Here is a 14,384-nt window from a genome sequence, read left to right on the forward strand (position 1 = left end):
GAGGAATAAATACAGAAATACTAATCACTCATTTTATGCCCATTACACAGCATCATATATATCTTTCATGGTTTTTAGAACGAAAAGGTAATTGCCCATAAAAAGTAACCACATTAGGTGCATTAATCAATTGAATTAGGACAACTTCCTAATTATGTATATAAGAATATTTTACAATATTGAACGAAGAAAGGAGGGATGGCAAGATGTTCTATTATGATCCATATGGCAATAAAGTGGTAATAAATACCTTTTTGAACCCAGTTCAACTTACAAGATATGTAGGTTTTATGGTGGATATCCAGATGAACAACGGACAACTTTATTGTAATGTTCGATTGGATTCTGTTAGTGATTGGGGAAATGCAATGACTAATCCTAATTTTGGTGGAGTACAGATTACAAGATTTGTTAATGGCATTCCACAACAACTACCCCTACATTCAAGAGATATACAAACGATTACTCAAGCCGGTCAGCTATGCCAAAATACGCAACCTCCGTTTCCGTCTCAACCGTCAAATCCTTCGAGACCCCCAAGGCCACCAAGACCGCCATGGTGTAGGTTCGCACCTCCGGGATTCCCAGGTTGTTAAGAAATTGAATAAAAAACTAGAAAAACAGGATTTATATGCAAATATAAATCCTGTTTTTTATACTAAAATCGTTTAAAATAATAGCGAATTAAGTACTTAAAAGATATATTCAACCATATTGTTTATATATTACATATTGATATGCAATATGTAAAATTGAGTAATCTAGTAATGTAGCTACTTAAAAGAAGTACTTAAATGAAGTAGTCAGGGGGTGATAAAATTGACTGAAAAACAATGTCCTTTATGTGGTGAGGAAAACAAATGCATGGCAGGCGAAGAAGGTCGAAATGCATGTTGGTGTTATATAGAGAAATTTCCTAAAGGAATTTTTGATTTAGTCCCTCAAGAGAGTAGGGGAAAGCAATGTATTTGTAAAAACTGTGTAGATACATATATAGAAGGAATTGATATGAAAAAATAAGAATTCACGTAATATAAATATAGAAAGAGGAATCAATTTGAATAAACCGGCTGTGAAAAGAAACAAAATACGTATCGTGATTTTGTTAGCTATGTTGTTTTTTAGTGTTTTGATTTATCCAATTGATAAAAGTTATGCTTGTTCATGTGCTCAGCCAGATCCTCCAAAAGAAGCTTTAAAGAGTAGTTCGGCAGTTTTCTCTGGTAAAGTTATTGAAACTGTTGATACGAACAAAAATAATGTAATACAATCTTCTGCAGATCCCATTGCTATTCTGTTTGATGTAGATAAATCATGGAAAGGAGTAAACCAAACACAAGTCATTGTTTATACAGAAAGGAGTTCAGTCAGTTGTGGTTTTGAATTCTCTTTAAATGAACAATATTTAGTATATGCAAATGAGGACAATGGAGAATTAAGAGTTAACGCTTGTTCAAGAACTGCGCCTTTATCGGGAGCGAAAGAGGATATTCAAGCTTTAGGAAAAGGTCAGAAGCCTACTGAACAAGTAACATTAGATTTAGAAAACATTAAGGGGCAAGAAAAAACACCTTCTGAAAGCGAAACAAATATTAAACAATTATATAGTGTTTTAATAATGTTAGTACTTTTATTGACTGTAATAATCATCAGAAGACGTAGAAAAAAATAACTATAAATTTGATACAAAATAAATGATTTAGCAATTACTATCATATACCATTTAAAAGGGTTTTTTATACATTATATCAAAAAGGTAACTTAAATACCATAATGGTATAGGTGATATTCCTTGTGTTTTAATTTTTTTGATAGTTCTATAGCTTTATTTAGATTCATTAAAATATCGCTTCGATTAAATATGGTAACTTCATCGTAATGATATATTTCTTCAGGTATTTTTTCAGCAATAGTTTTCCACTGTTCAAAGGTTTCAACGAGTAAATCGGAAGAATGAAAAGTAAATGCACTTGTCCCAGTAAGGGCAAATCCTATACCGTTGGGTTCTTCTGTATTTTCGGTTTCTTCAAAGGGAATAATCGAAGGAACTCTATACATTTTATTATTAGATTGACCTAATTTATCATTAACGTAATATATAAAGTCATCATCAATAACAAAGCTGTCTATTATTTTAAAATTCTCTTTAATTGATGTTAAATCAAATTCATGAAGTTCACTCATATTTACTGGTTCTCCTTTTTATGTTGTTCTTTTTATTGTAATAGCGCAACATAGAAACTTACCTTGATATAGATCGCGTTATTAAGACCTATTATTGAACGCTACAATAACGGTAGCATATGAAGAACCTACACGTAAAGATATTTAAAGAACTAAACCTTATGCTATTGGAATTGTCTTGAAGATAACATGGAATTAATAAATAGAGCAGAATAAATTTAGACATCTACTGATGCACAACTAAAAAGAACATTGGCAAATTCTTAATTTTCGCTTTCGATAGTTGACATAAGAAAGTGTTGTATCAAATTTGAGCAAGATCAACAATTTTTCGGATAACCGTTTCAACTTCAGTGGAGTCTTTAATGACAAATAAATGGTCTGCCTCACCTTCAATCGGTGCGACCACATCATCTTGATTCGTTTCATTGTGCTGTCGAGTAAGCACTTCAGCAAAAGTTGATGCGGTTCTTAGTATGGAAGTATCACGCTTACTTTTCGCAACACGATCTTTAAGAACATGTTCAGGAATATCAAAACTCACAAGAATACTCGTAAATCCTTTGCTATGGAATTGTTCGAGTAGCTTCAAACGTCCTTTTTGATTACGATTTGAGTTGCATAAAATAAGATGGTAATTCGTTTCAGTAGTAGCATAATTAACAATGGTTTGTGTCAGAGCGTATTTAATTGTATTCTTTCCTTGTTTCGGTAATAGTGTTTGGTAATTCATTTGAAGGAATTCAGCATGCTTATCTTGATCAATGACAACAGTGTTAAACATCTGATTTTCTAAAGCTTTTGCAAATGTAGTTTTACCGCTATGAGTTTTACCAACAGTCATAATTACTAATCTATTCATAAACATAACTCCAATCTTAAAAATTCAAGGGAATCATCACTTTTCTTGAATATTGATATATTAATTGTACAGTAAAAAATGTAAAATATATAACAAATATTGGATTTAACACAGTTTTTGAAAATAGAGAAAAAGGTGGAGTAACTAGATGATGAATGAAAGATTTCCTATAGGAGAATTCTTTTGTACAGAACATATTTCAACAGAAGAAATAAGGGCTTGGGTAAATGAAATTCGTACGTTACCAATGAGATTAATGGAAGTAGTCGATCATTTAAGTGACGTAGAACTAGAGTATACATATAGAGAAGGTAGTTGGACTATAAGACAAATTATCCACCACATTGCAGATAGTCATATGAATGCTTATATCCGTTTTAAATTAGCATTAACAGAAGAAAGTCCAACAATTAAACCGTATTCTGAAGAGAAATGGGCGGAGTTGTCAGATTCGAAATTACCCATTGACACTTCTTTGAAAATCATTGAATCCTTACATGAGCGTTGGGTTTATTTAATTAAAAATTTTACTGATGAACAACTAAAAAGGACATTTATCCATCCTGATTCTGGTATTGTATCGCTCGAGAAAAACATTGGTATTTATGCGTGGCATGGTAATCATCACTTAGCTCATATAAAAAATGCTTTAGAGTTATAAAAATTATTTAACAAGAATGAAGAAGACTCTATTTTGAACAATCTTATTTTCAAAATAGTGCCTCCTTGTTTGTGGTGGAATAATGTGCAGTTGTTTATTTATTTTAAAACTCAACACCAAATCTACATGGTAACTGAAAAGTAGGTTATATATGCTATTCAATTCAATTTCCCCAGTATTCTTTACTAGGCATTCACCTATATCTCTTCTTTCGCATACCTTACATCTATAGAAAAACTTCTAGTTAGAGAGGAGATTTTTTTTGGTGAGCGGAAAAGCATTACATTATTTTTTTGGAGGAAATACGGCAAGAGGTTTCTTTAGCCTATATGATTCTAATTTTGTTGGATTAGAGAAGGTCTTCATTTTAAAAGGTGGTCCAGGGACTGGGAAATCGACTTTGATGAAGAATATTGCGAATGACTGGCAGGAAAAAGGGTATGATGTAGAATTCATCCATTGTGCTTCCGATTCAGATTCTGTTGATGGTGTTATTTTTCCTGCATTAAAAATAGGAATAGTTGATGGGACCGAGCCGCATGTCATAGAACCTAAGGCACCTGGTGCTATTGAGGAGTATGTGAATCTAGGAAATGCATGGAATTCACAACAACTTAGCACCAAAAAAGATGACATTATTCAATTGATGAATGAAAAAGAGGAAGCGTATGCGCAAGCTTATCATACTTATGCAGAAGCGTTAGCAGTTCATGATGAATGGGAAGAAATCTATATTGCCAATATGGATTTTGAAAAGTTAAATGTGTTGACTGAGGAAATAAAGGCAACTTTTTTTGGAGAAATTCATTTAAATAAGAAAGCAGATGTCCGGCATCGATTTTTAGGTGCAGCTACGCCGATAGGTGCAGTAGACTATGTGCCAAATCTAACTGAAAACATTCGGAAGCGTTACTTTTTGAAAGGCCGACCTGGTTCAGGAAAATCAACCCTTCTGAAGAAATTAGCTTCTACTGCTGAAGAAAGAGGCTTAGATGTAGAGATCTATCACTGCGGGTTCGATCCGAATAGCTTGGATATGGTCATCCTCCGAGAACTTGGAATTGCGATTTTCGACAGTACCGCACCTCATGAATATTTTCCATCTCGTGAAGGCGATGAAATAATTGATTTATATCATGTTGCCGTTTTCCCAAGAACGGACGAAATTTATGAAGAGCAAATTTCGGGGATTTCCAAAAGATATCGAAATAAAATGAACGAGGGAACAGCAAGTTTAGCTGAAGCAAAAAAATCACATGACAAGTTAGAAGCGATATATCACGAAGCAGTTGATTTCTCTATTGTTGAAGGTATACAAAAAGAAATTGAAAATACGATAGTTGAGCTAGTAAAAGGTTCAACTGTGGATGAGTGTAGGTAATGTATTTTATAAAAGAAATATTCTATAAAAGCATCTATTAATTGTGCATTAGATAGGTTAAGTTTCTTAATTAATAGTATTTGAGTTTTAATGTTAAAAAATCTATAAAAAAAAGTTACTGGAGAAGTCCAGTAACTTTTTTTAATATCCTCTTCAAAAATGAGAATTTGAAAATAATACAATAGCTTAAAACGTAAAACATCTCACATGATTGCTTTAAAAAAGGGAAACCATTATTTTTAAGATTTAATTGCTAAGCAACAACACTAAGAGAAAGTCTCCCTATTAATCACATTTAACAAATCTAAGTATTTGTAACGATGGATATAGAGGCATTTCAGCTGTATTAGACTTTATTATTTATCAATCGTCTCAGAAAATGATTTTCTCTGTGATTTCAACTTTTTAATTTTTACGTTAATATTTTGTATGGAATCCTCAGTGAGCTCCAATTTTCCATCTTTTTTGAATTTTTTCCACGCTTTGAAGTTATTACGGTATAAGTACTCAGATAATCGATAAATATCAGTATTTTGATTTAATGCTTCTTTGTATGTGTCTTTAATTTCTTTTTCTACTTCTTTAATTACCCCTTTTCGAATTTCCTCAGACGATACGTCTCCATGAAATTCACTAATAGTGACATTCATTTTTAAATCAATATCAAATTTTACATCACTCTTTCTAACAACTGGTTTTACTTTCACTTTTAATTTATCTACAACTACCGTGAATTCTACTGAGTCATTGGAATCAATCTTGACTGTGACTTCCCCACGCTTTGTATCTTTCGTCATCCATTGTAATCCACGTATTTTGTCTGCAGGCAAGTACCCTTTAAATTCTTTTGGAGAGAGTAGTCCAACTCCTGATAAAGCAGTAGTATTTGTTTTTTCTTTTTCAGTCGCCCATTGTTTGTTTACAGATATAAATGGAATCGCAATTTCATGATTAGGTTCATTTAATCCAATTATTAGCTCACGTAAATTGATGGGTTTAATAAATGATTCTTGTTCATATGAATTTTCTGGGTCACCCAACTTTGATAATATAAGAGATTTATTAATAATAGGCGTGGCTAACAGTATATCCTTAATAGAATCATTAGTACCGTACATCCAGATTTGATATCGGGTTTCTCTATAACGAAGAAAATTATCTATAATAGGATTTGCTCTCCCATCTTTTAATGCTTCCTCCGAGAAAATGATAAACGAAAAGAATCCCCAAAAAACTTTTTGATCGATGGAATGATATAGATTGAAAATTGCTTCATCAATTGTTTTACCTTTAGCATGACCTACTTCTGATTGTATGGGATTAGTAACAGGTTGTTCGGTTTTTGCAGTATTAGAAAAATCAATAATTTGAGCATATACTTCGTATTCACCATCTTTGAAATCCACACCGACACCATGAATATAAAGCATCCTTTCAGGTTCAGCTACATCCCAACAACCTGAAAGTAAGGCTGTGAGAAGTGCAATTATCAATATTCTCTTATTCATTTTTATCCTCTTTTGTCCGTGTTTTATCTAGAGAATCTAACATATTTGGACGTTCTTTATAGTTTTTCGGAGGAAGTCTAAATATTGATTTTTTAATCGTTGACCAACTTAAATCTGCGGAGATATTCATATATGGTACTCCAAATGTTCGAATATTTGATAAGTAAAAAAGTGTAAAGAAAAGTGACATAAAAAAACCAAACAACCCCAAAAATGCGGTAACTACTATAAAGCAAATACGTAAAACACTTACTGCAGTAACAAGTGATTGGTTGATTAGAGTAAATGTTGCAATGGTTGAAATCGCTATAATGACAATCATCGCAGGACTCGTAACACCAGCTCGAATAGCTGCATCCCCAATAATTAATCCGCCAACAACGCTAATCGTTCCTCCAATGGCAGTGGGAAGGCGTAAGCCCGCTTCTCTGAATAATTCAAACATGAGGAGCATAAGGAGCATTTCAATAGCAGAAGGGAGTGGAAGTCCTGTATTCAATTGTACAACCGTCGCTAGTAATTGTAGTGGCAATTGATCTTGATGAAAAGTAGTTAAAGCGAGCCAAAATGCAGGCAGGAGCAAACCGATTAATATACTAAACACTCGTAGTACCCGCTCAAATGAACTGAAAATGATCGTATTTTCATTATCCTCACCAGATTTTAAGAGTAAAAATAAATTCACTGGTGTGATGACAGCATAAGCTACTCCATCCACCATTATAATAAAACGACCTCTTACCAGAGATTGAATCGCATGATCTGGCCTTCCTGTATAATCGGTCCGTGGAAAGAGCATCCCGCTTTTAATAATGCGTTCCATTAATAGGTCTCCACTAAAAACAATATCTGTATCGACTGCATTTAACTCTTTTTTGATCTCACTCAATATTTCTTTATTGGCAATATCATCAAAGTAGAGAATGGCTACGGAAGTTTTTGAACGTTCACCTAATTCTAATTTTTCTACACATAATGAATTTGTAGGTAATCGCTTTCTAATTAAGGCAATATTAACTGAAATATCTTCAATGAAGTCATCTCTTGGGCCTTTAATAACCATTTCCATTCGAGTTTCTTCCGGACTTCGATTAGGTTTTTTAGCAATATTACTTGAATATAGAAGAAGCTCGTCCTCAAAGAAAAGAAGTAAGTATCCAGTAAATACGAGTGAGATTGCATCTTCTTTATCTTCAACTTTTTTTAAATCAGGAATTATTAATTGAGTATTTACGGCTTCATCCAAAGTTTGATCGATGTTGTTAGATAGAAATTCTTGAACTCTTTGGACAATAACTTCATTTAATAGCTGTTGATCTATCATTGCATCACAAGTAATAAAGTGTACTTTATGTTGATTGAATGTATACGATTGAAAATGAACATCCGCAGACTTTTGAAATAACTGCCTCAAGGTATTAAGATCTATTGGCTTTTTAGCTGATGTCATCATCCTTCACTACTTTCTGGAAAATTATTTTATTTGGGCCTTTTTAGCTGCTCTTCCTGAAAAGAAAGCTATAATACCAAGGAAAAGGGATAGTATTAAAAAGAAAAGAAAAGTTACAGTCAATAAATAATGCCCCTTAATTTCAAGAAACTTACTGTCACTCATTAGGAATAATGATAAAGATATAAAGAAGAAAGCAGGAGATAACGTTAACCAAATACGCTTTTTCTTCCCGTTCATATTGAAAATATCTACAACGACATAAAGTAGTAATCCAACTCTTATAAATGCACCCGTAAGCCATTGATAAATTGAAAGAAAATCAAGATGTTCAATAAAACGACCTATTGAAATGAGTCCCCACTCTTCAAAAGCAGGATAGGTTTGTTTGGCAGCTTCAGTTGGTCCAAATTCAATGATTGCTCCAACGAGTGGCCCTAATGTCAATCCCATTAAAATAAAAAGCATAATCGTGAAATGGTACCACCGAATTTTGCCTTTAATTTGATGTTGAAGAAATAAGAACAACACGAGCTCTATAAAACCGGAAGCTGGATATACCATTCCTTTGAAAACTGGTTGTAAACCGTGTTCAAAAAAAGGACGCAATAACTCAGGCTCTTTAACTTGGATGTTCGTAAATGCTACAAAAAAGCCAAAAATAACTACTCCGAAAAGTACCATTACATTTATCATCGCAATGGTCTGTAAGTTTGATGTGACAAGTAAGATACAAAGAATTGTATAAATGATCAACATAATTAACATAGGTGTATTAGGTAAAAAGGTAGTTGTAATCCATTGCAAAGTTTCTCTCATCGTAAAAGCAGCCATAATAATGAGGTAAATGGCAATAATATATAGCACTATAGTTGAGCCAACTTTGCCTAACTTACTTTTTAACCAATCTTTAATCGGCTCTTGTTTGGATTTTTTATGAATATAAACTAAGAGAAATAGCCATGGAAATAGTGCTACTGTCGCTAAAATGATAGAAGCCCATCCATCTCTCCCAGCAACTTTTAATAACGACGGAATAATAGTTACATGATTTTTTAAACCGATGACGGTCATCGATAGGAATATGACGTGCAATACACTAATTGTACCGATGTTTTTCACATTACACCCTCTAACATCTATTGGTATCTATTAGTTTTGCCAATTATGGGGAAGTTTATAAGGAATATAGTGCGAAAAAATAGAACCACTTGAATAATTAATTGGATTCAAGTAGTTCTATCAGTTTGCAAATTTTATCAGGAACTTAAAGGCTCTTCGAGAGAATACAATAATTTCTCTATTTTATTTTCGCTGGCTTGGACCCACCTACTTTTATCTTCGATATGACCATCTTTGTCCAATGGCTTTTGAAATTGACTAATCCCAGCTACTGTAGTTAATGCATTTTCATCACGGTCTAAACCAATGTTCACAATATGTTTAATGACATAAGGGGAACCGAATGCTATTAAAGCTTCGTAGTGGTCTAATTCTCCCTCTAAAACTATAAAGGGAAGTCTTAAATATATCGTCTCTCCAGCGTCTCGCCATAAAATGCTATCAAATTGCCCTTGATCATACTCAAAATTCGAGGAAAAGTCACAACCATATTCCTCGAAAATATCTCGAATATATCCAAAATGAGTTTTTCTACCTTCAATAGGAGATTGTAGTCTTATCATTAGTATTCACTCCAGTTAAAAAAAGATTATTACTATTCTTTACAAAATGAAGAATCTCATACAAAAAAGTAACAAGAGTTGAAAAAAGATAAATAATCCTGTTGAAAGAGAAGACTTGAGATATATTTTGAACCAATTCTCTCTGAAGAAGGGATTGATTCAAGGTTTTATATGTATCAATCGTTTGGATTTCTTATGTATAAAAATTTTCTTGCATAATAGATAGATCAAATATCCAATCAGAACACCTATTGTATTTAAGATAACATCATCAATATCTGTACTACGTCCGATGAAATATTGAATGAACTCGATAATACAAGTAGTGCTAACTCCAAAAAAGAATATTTTCATTAAAGAACTCCACCGCTTCCAAAGTAAAGGGATAAAAAATCCAAGTGGTGAAAACAAGAACATATTAGCAGTAACATTCAGTAAAGAAACACTGTCCCAAGAATCTACGTTTGCATTACTTTCAAAAAAGTACTGAGATAATGTATGGAAAGGGATAATATTTATAGTTGCGATAGAATTAGATAGATACAGATCAAAATAGAATTTTCCTGTGTCAGTTATAATCCCCATATCCCATTGGGGAATAATTGTTTGAGAAGCTAAACCAATTACATACATAAAAAAAAATATTAGAAGTGCTTCATAAACTAAGTTGGTACGTTTTCTAGTTTTCTTGATAAGTATTAGTCGAATAATAACAATTACAGGTAATGCGACAAGCATATAGCCAATCATATTTAATATATACATCAAAATTAAGCTCATAGTTCCTCCTTCGTTGAATAGATAAGAATATTATACTATAAAAACTTCTTTTGAAATTTTTATCTTTTTCGTGTTTTGTAAATCGCTAATACCATGAAATATACGGAAAAACACTCGATTTCGATTATGAAGATTCAAGCTGGTTATCTTCTTTTTTCATTTCAATAAGCTAAAAAGAGTTTATTTTTAAATAAATAATCATAGGTATTTCTTTTTGGGACAACATAATGTAAGAAAAAATCTCAAGAGGTGATGATCATGATTATTGAAAGGTCGTCTAAGTGGGAAGAAGACTTCATAAACAAGCTAGAGAGTGATGGTGAATGGGATAGTTGGAAACTCTACAATATGAGTTACGACGTAGTGAAAACAAACCTTATTACAGAATTTTCTGGTCTCCAATCTCCAAAATACTTACCTAACTTAACACCCCTTACTCATCAATTAGAAGCAGCTGAAACAGTTATCGAGAGGATGAATGGAAAAGCGATTCTTGCAGACGAAGTGGGTCTTGGTAAAACGATAGAAGCAGGTCTCATACTGAAAGAATATCTAATAAGAGGGCTTGTAAAAAAAGCATTAATATTGGCTCCAGCTTCTCTTATCAATCAATGGGTAGAAGAATTAAATTATAAATTTTATATTCCTGTAATTGCATATAGAAAAAATATTCAGTTAGATCAATACGATATAGTAGTCATGAGTATGGATACGGCTAAAAAGAGTCCACATCGAGAAGCAATATATGCTCAAGATTATGACATGATTATTATTGATGAGGCACACAAATTAAAAAATCATAAAACAAAAATCTACGAGTTTGTCCAAAGTTTAAAGAAAAAGTTTTGTTTATTATTAACTGCTACGCCAATTCAAAATGATGTATTTGAATTGTTTTATCTCATTTCTTTATTAAAACCTGGGCATCTAGGTAATTACGAAATGTTTCAGTCCTCTTTTTCAGCAAGCAAACACAATTTAGAACATGATGAGTATTTAAGAGAATTAGTTAATCAAGTGATGGTTAGAAATAGAAGACAGGATACAGGGATTGAATGGACAAATCGACAAGTGCAGATAATCCCGATTCAATTTACAGATGAAGAAAGAGAAGTTTACAATTTGATTTTGGATTTAAAAGATGTTTCTTCTGCTTTTTCGGGCGCTTTTTCAATGATTACTTTGCAGAAGGAAATGTGTAGTAGCAAGGAAGCTACTTACTTAACCTTAAATAATATGCGTCAAAATTGTGGTGACCAAGAAGAGGAAGATTACGTTGAAGGAGTCATTCAAAAGCTTATGGCATTGGAAGTAAACTCGAAAGCGGAGAAGACGTATGAGATTATTTCTAAGACAACTGACAAAGTCATTATCTTTACTGAATACCGAGCAAGTCAAGCTTATTTGCAGTGGTATTTAAATTCAAAAGGTATTACAAGCGTTCTTTTTAATGGGAAATTCAAGAAAAATAAACGTGATTACATGAAGCACTTATTCAAGGAACATGCACAAGTCCTAATTGCAACAGAAGCAGGAGGGGAAGGTATAAACCTGCAATTCTGTCATCATGTCATAAACTATGATTTACCTTGGAACCCGATGAAGTTAGAGCAACGAATTGGCCGTGTCCATCGTTTAGGACAAGAACATGACGTTCAAATTTATAATTTAGTGACAGATAACACCATTGAAAAAGATATATTGGACATGCTCTACGTTAAAATTGATGTCTTTGAAAAAGTAGTCGGAGAATTAGATGACATTTTATCAGCTTTAAAAAAGTCCATTTAAGATAAAAAGTAACAGTGGTAAATGTTTTTCGCCCAAAAACGAAGCGTCAGGTGTATACAGAGGAGGGTTTACATGTTCCCACAACAAGTTCATGGTTACTTGCGAAGTTTTTTTCTAGAGAACGATTGTCATATTGTAAATGAAAGTGACCATTTCATTACTGTGCAATTAACGATTGATATGGATAAACGGATTATGAACCGTCCTTTCTATTGGAGATATTTAGAAAGCACGAACGGTGTACCATGTCCGGCACAATTAACTTTAATTACAGATCAAACGAAGCTTGATGGCAATATTAAAGGAGAAATTGTACATTTTGGTTCTCCTCGACTCAATCAATTGTTTCAAGCAACCAAAGAGTTAGGGGCATTTGTACAAATGTTTGAGAATGTAAATTATCTTGAAACAAAAACCATTTTAACCCCATGGCTTGCTGTAAATTATAAAGTGTCATATTACAGCGATCAAACAAAAGAAATGCTATATTCTTTTGGCTTAAATCTAATGACAGGCCAACTTTTAGATGGTTTCCAAGAATCATTAAGTGAAGTGGAATTAGTAACAGCTATGCCGGAAAATGCATTTGAGCTGCCTTATATTATAAAACCGATTAGAGCTTTAGAACGCTTAAATGTAGCAATAGAAAATATCGTTCAACAAGATGACCATACTTGGGCTGAAGAAGCGAACAAAAGATGGCAAAAGGCACAACAAGTATTAGAGTACTTTTATGATGGGGTTGAGGATAAGCCGGAAAGTTACGAGATGGAGAAGCAAGCACTAGAGGAACAATATGACCCTAGAATTAAAATCGAAGTAATTAATGGTGGATTGTTTTATTTGAAATGATTATGCTGATGACTTTTAGTACCATGCTAAGAGTTGATGTGAAAACTGCGTTTAAAACCGCAAGTAATATAAATGAAAGTACATTACTAAGAATTTGAAGTAATGTACTTTTTTGAGTGAAGATAGAAGGATAGGAAAGTTAAGAAAAGCTAACCCATTTTATTAAGCTCTAAATTTCGAATTGAATGTTCAATTCTTTCGTTGCTTCCAATTATACAAAAGTGTAGAGAAAAGGTTTGCTCCCAAAAACAATAAATTTCCTTGTGCATTAAAAGTTAACACTTGCGTTTCGAAACTCATCTTCTCATGGTATTCATCTTTCGTTAAACCCAATTCCTTTATTTTCTTCTTGAACTAATGGGACGATTGTGGAGATACGGAATATCATTTGTGTCGGTGACGGTGGTACTAAGCATACGAACAATTTCTACTCCAACCCATACATAATTAAAGGATAGTAGAGTGCATTAGTATTTTTTAAATCGTGAACAAAAAAGAAGACTCTTAGTGGAGAAAGATTATTTTCTTTTCTTCCCATTATCTTTTGTTAAAGGTTGATTTTTCTTAACTTTTTCAAAAATCACATGGACATGGATTTTGTTTTTATCCATTGTTATCACATCAACAACTTTTCCTTTACGGCCTTTAATTTTAATGTTCTCGTCGACTGAGGGAATGATTCTTAAACACTGATTTAATACTAAAGTATTGTTTTCATAAAAATGAACATTATACATCTACTAATATCTCCTTAATATTAAACTTTTATTCCAAACGGTAAAGTCACCAAATTAGTTCATTAATTGTTACTACTAGTTTATTTTTGTTGTGCAGTAAGGTGTTCATCAAACGCATCAAAAATATGAAGAAAATGATCGGCTTCACGAAATACGTGATCCGCAAGAAGTGCCGGGATATTACTATTGATTTTACAAGCTTCTTGAATTCACGTAGTGATATAACTGATACGCGGTTTTGATCAAGAAACAGGTCCAATAATGGCAAAGTTTATGATTGAGGGAGCATATGATCCAAATCTTGTGCTTGGAAAAGAAGCTGATCAAATCATTACTGAATTCTCTTGCTTGTTCGACTAGTTTTCTTTCGGACGGATCTAACAAATGACCTATAAACTTTGAATGGTCCGCCATTATCTTCAGGTAAAATCCATTTTCTTTAATAATGATTTCGGGTAATGGTCTTAGCTTTCCTGTATTCAATTCCTTAATC

The 14,384-nt window shown here is 32.9% G+C and carries 16 protein-coding genes and 1 pseudogene; 7 read left to right on the plus strand and 10 right to left on the minus strand.

The genetic code is table 11. From position 1 onward, the window contains the following. Positions 1–206 precede the first annotated feature (206 nt). From AC3IS5_RS07245 to AC3IS5_RS07255, 3 genes are all read left to right on the plus strand, one after another. A complete protein-coding gene (locus tag AC3IS5_RS07245) occupies positions 207–596 on the plus strand; it encodes a hypothetical protein (protein WP_489427188.1) in 390 nt (129 codons plus the stop codon). Positions 597–819: 223 nt separating this feature from the next. Further along, entirely contained in the window at positions 820–1,020 is a 201-nt protein-coding gene (locus tag AC3IS5_RS07250) for a cysteine-rich CWC family protein (RefSeq protein WP_489427189.1), read from the plus strand. Positions 1,021–1,057: 37 nt separating this feature from the next. Next, on the plus strand, positions 1,058–1,672 hold the full coding sequence (locus AC3IS5_RS07255; protein ID WP_489427190.1) for a hypothetical protein: 615 nt from the start codon (positions 1,058–1,060) through the stop codon (positions 1,670–1,672). A gap of 89 nt (positions 1,673–1,761) precedes the next feature. On the opposite strand, the gene AC3IS5_RS07260 is transcribed toward AC3IS5_RS07255, so the two are convergent. Together AC3IS5_RS07260 and AC3IS5_RS07265 are read right to left on the minus strand one after the other, a co-directional pair. Next, entirely contained in the window at positions 1,762–2,184 is a 423-nt protein-coding gene (locus AC3IS5_RS07260; protein WP_489427191.1) for a hypothetical protein, read from the minus strand. Between the two features lie 304 nt (positions 2,185–2,488). Further along, complete coding sequence (locus AC3IS5_RS07265) at positions 2,489–3,046, minus strand: AAA family ATPase (protein ID WP_489427192.1); 558 nt, start codon at positions 3,044–3,046, stop codon at positions 2,489–2,491. A 151-nt stretch (positions 3,047–3,197) separates the two neighbouring features. Here AC3IS5_RS07265 and AC3IS5_RS07270 point away from each other — a divergent pair, with 151 nt between their 5' ends. Both AC3IS5_RS07270 and AC3IS5_RS07275 read left to right on the plus strand, forming a co-directional pair. Next, the gene (locus tag AC3IS5_RS07270) at positions 3,198–3,707 is read left to right on the plus strand and encodes a YfiT family bacillithiol transferase (RefSeq protein ID WP_489427831.1); all 510 of its coding nucleotides are present in this window, start codon (positions 3,198–3,200) and stop codon (positions 3,705–3,707) included. A gap of 265 nt (positions 3,708–3,972) precedes the next feature. Continuing rightward, positions 3,973–5,088, plus strand: coding sequence for a PRK06851 family protein (locus AC3IS5_RS07275; RefSeq protein ID WP_489427832.1), 1,116 nt, complete (start codon positions 3,973–3,975; stop codon positions 5,086–5,088). Between the two features lie 356 nt (positions 5,089–5,444). Here the strand turns inward: AC3IS5_RS07275 and AC3IS5_RS07280 are convergent, their stop codons facing one another. From AC3IS5_RS07280 to AC3IS5_RS07300, 5 genes are all read right to left on the minus strand, one after another. Next, positions 5,445–6,596 (minus strand): Ger(x)C family spore germination protein, encoded by a 1,152-nt coding sequence (locus tag AC3IS5_RS07280; protein WP_489427193.1) that lies wholly within the window; start codon positions 6,594–6,596, stop codon positions 5,445–5,447. Then, positions 6,589–8,046, minus strand: coding sequence for a spore germination protein (locus AC3IS5_RS07285; RefSeq protein WP_489427194.1), 1,458 nt, complete (start codon positions 8,044–8,046; stop codon positions 6,589–6,591). Before AC3IS5_RS07285 ends, AC3IS5_RS07280 begins: the two co-directional genes overlap by 8 nt. A gap of 24 nt (positions 8,047–8,070) precedes the next feature. Continuing rightward, the gene (locus tag AC3IS5_RS07290; RefSeq protein WP_489427195.1) at positions 8,071–9,168 is read right to left on the minus strand and encodes a GerAB/ArcD/ProY family transporter; all 1,098 of its coding nucleotides are present in this window, start codon (positions 9,166–9,168) and stop codon (positions 8,071–8,073) included. 137 nt (positions 9,169–9,305) lie between these two features. Further along, on the minus strand, positions 9,306–9,731 hold the full coding sequence (locus tag AC3IS5_RS07295; RefSeq protein ID WP_489427196.1) for a YugN family protein: 426 nt from the start codon (positions 9,729–9,731) through the stop codon (positions 9,306–9,308). Between the two features lie 159 nt (positions 9,732–9,890). Next, the gene (locus AC3IS5_RS07300) at positions 9,891–10,511 is read right to left on the minus strand and encodes a VanZ family protein (RefSeq protein WP_489427197.1); all 621 of its coding nucleotides are present in this window, start codon (positions 10,509–10,511) and stop codon (positions 9,891–9,893) included. 258 nt (positions 10,512–10,769) lie between these two features. On the opposite strand from AC3IS5_RS07300, the gene AC3IS5_RS07305 reads away from it, so the two are divergent. Beyond that, a complete protein-coding gene (locus AC3IS5_RS07305) occupies positions 10,770–12,302 on the plus strand; it encodes a DEAD/DEAH box helicase (RefSeq protein WP_489427198.1) in 1,533 nt (510 codons plus the stop codon). Between the two features lie 72 nt (positions 12,303–12,374). Next, complete coding sequence (locus AC3IS5_RS07310) at positions 12,375–13,154, plus strand: YqhG family protein (protein WP_489427199.1); 780 nt, start codon at positions 12,375–12,377, stop codon at positions 13,152–13,154. A gap of 189 nt (positions 13,155–13,343) precedes the next feature. Here AC3IS5_RS07310 and AC3IS5_RS07315 read toward each other — a convergent pair whose 3' ends face one another. The 3 genes and pseudogenes from AC3IS5_RS07315 to AC3IS5_RS07325 all read right to left on the minus strand — a co-directional run. Next, a complete protein-coding gene (locus tag AC3IS5_RS07315; protein WP_489427833.1) occupies positions 13,344–13,496 on the minus strand; it encodes a DUF3949 domain-containing protein in 153 nt (50 codons plus the stop codon). A gap of 176 nt (positions 13,497–13,672) precedes the next feature. After that, entirely contained in the window at positions 13,673–13,891 is a 219-nt protein-coding gene (locus AC3IS5_RS07320; protein WP_489427200.1) for a hypothetical protein, read from the minus strand. Positions 13,892–13,971: 80 nt separating this feature from the next. Then, positions 13,972–14,377: pseudogene (locus AC3IS5_RS07325) on the minus strand (DUF2935 domain-containing protein); the annotation flags it as partial. Positions 14,378–14,384: the final 7 nt, after the last annotated feature.

The sequence above is a fragment of the Viridibacillus sp. KH_047 genome (genome assembly GCF_057838945.1).

Bases quoted from the DNA above. Each gene is read 5' to 3' on its own strand.
- AC3IS5_RS07245 (WP_489427188.1), top strand. From the start codon at position 207: ATGTTCTATTATGATCCATATGGCAATAAAGTGGTAATAAATACCTTT.
- AC3IS5_RS07260 (WP_489427191.1), bottom strand. From the start codon at position 2,184: ATGAGTGAACTTCATGAATTTGATTTAACATCAATTAAAGAGAATTTT.
- AC3IS5_RS07265 (WP_489427192.1), bottom strand. From the start codon at position 3,046: ATGAATAGATTAGTAATTATGACTGTTGGTAAAACTCATAGCGGTAAA.
- AC3IS5_RS07270 (WP_489427831.1), top strand. From the start codon at position 3,198: ATGAATGAAAGATTTCCTATAGGAGAATTCTTTTGTACAGAACATATT.
- AC3IS5_RS07280 (WP_489427193.1), bottom strand. From the start codon at position 6,596: ATGAATAAGAGAATATTGATAATTGCACTTCTCACAGCCTTACTTTCA.
- AC3IS5_RS07285 (WP_489427194.1), bottom strand. From the start codon at position 8,046: ATGACATCAGCTAAAAAGCCAATAGATCTTAATACCTTGAGGCAGTTA.
- AC3IS5_RS07295 (WP_489427196.1), bottom strand. From the start codon at position 9,731: ATGATAAGACTACAATCTCCTATTGAAGGTAGAAAAACTCATTTTGGA.
- AC3IS5_RS07300 (WP_489427197.1), bottom strand. From the start codon at position 10,511: ATGAGCTTAATTTTGATGTATATATTAAATATGATTGGCTATATGCTT.
- AC3IS5_RS07305 (WP_489427198.1), top strand. From the start codon at position 10,770: ATGATTATTGAAAGGTCGTCTAAGTGGGAAGAAGACTTCATAAACAAG.
- AC3IS5_RS07310 (WP_489427199.1), top strand. From the start codon at position 12,375: ATGTTCCCACAACAAGTTCATGGTTACTTGCGAAGTTTTTTTCTAGAG.
- AC3IS5_RS07320 (WP_489427200.1), bottom strand. From the start codon at position 13,891: ATGTATAATGTTCATTTTTATGAAAACAATACTTTAGTATTAAATCAG.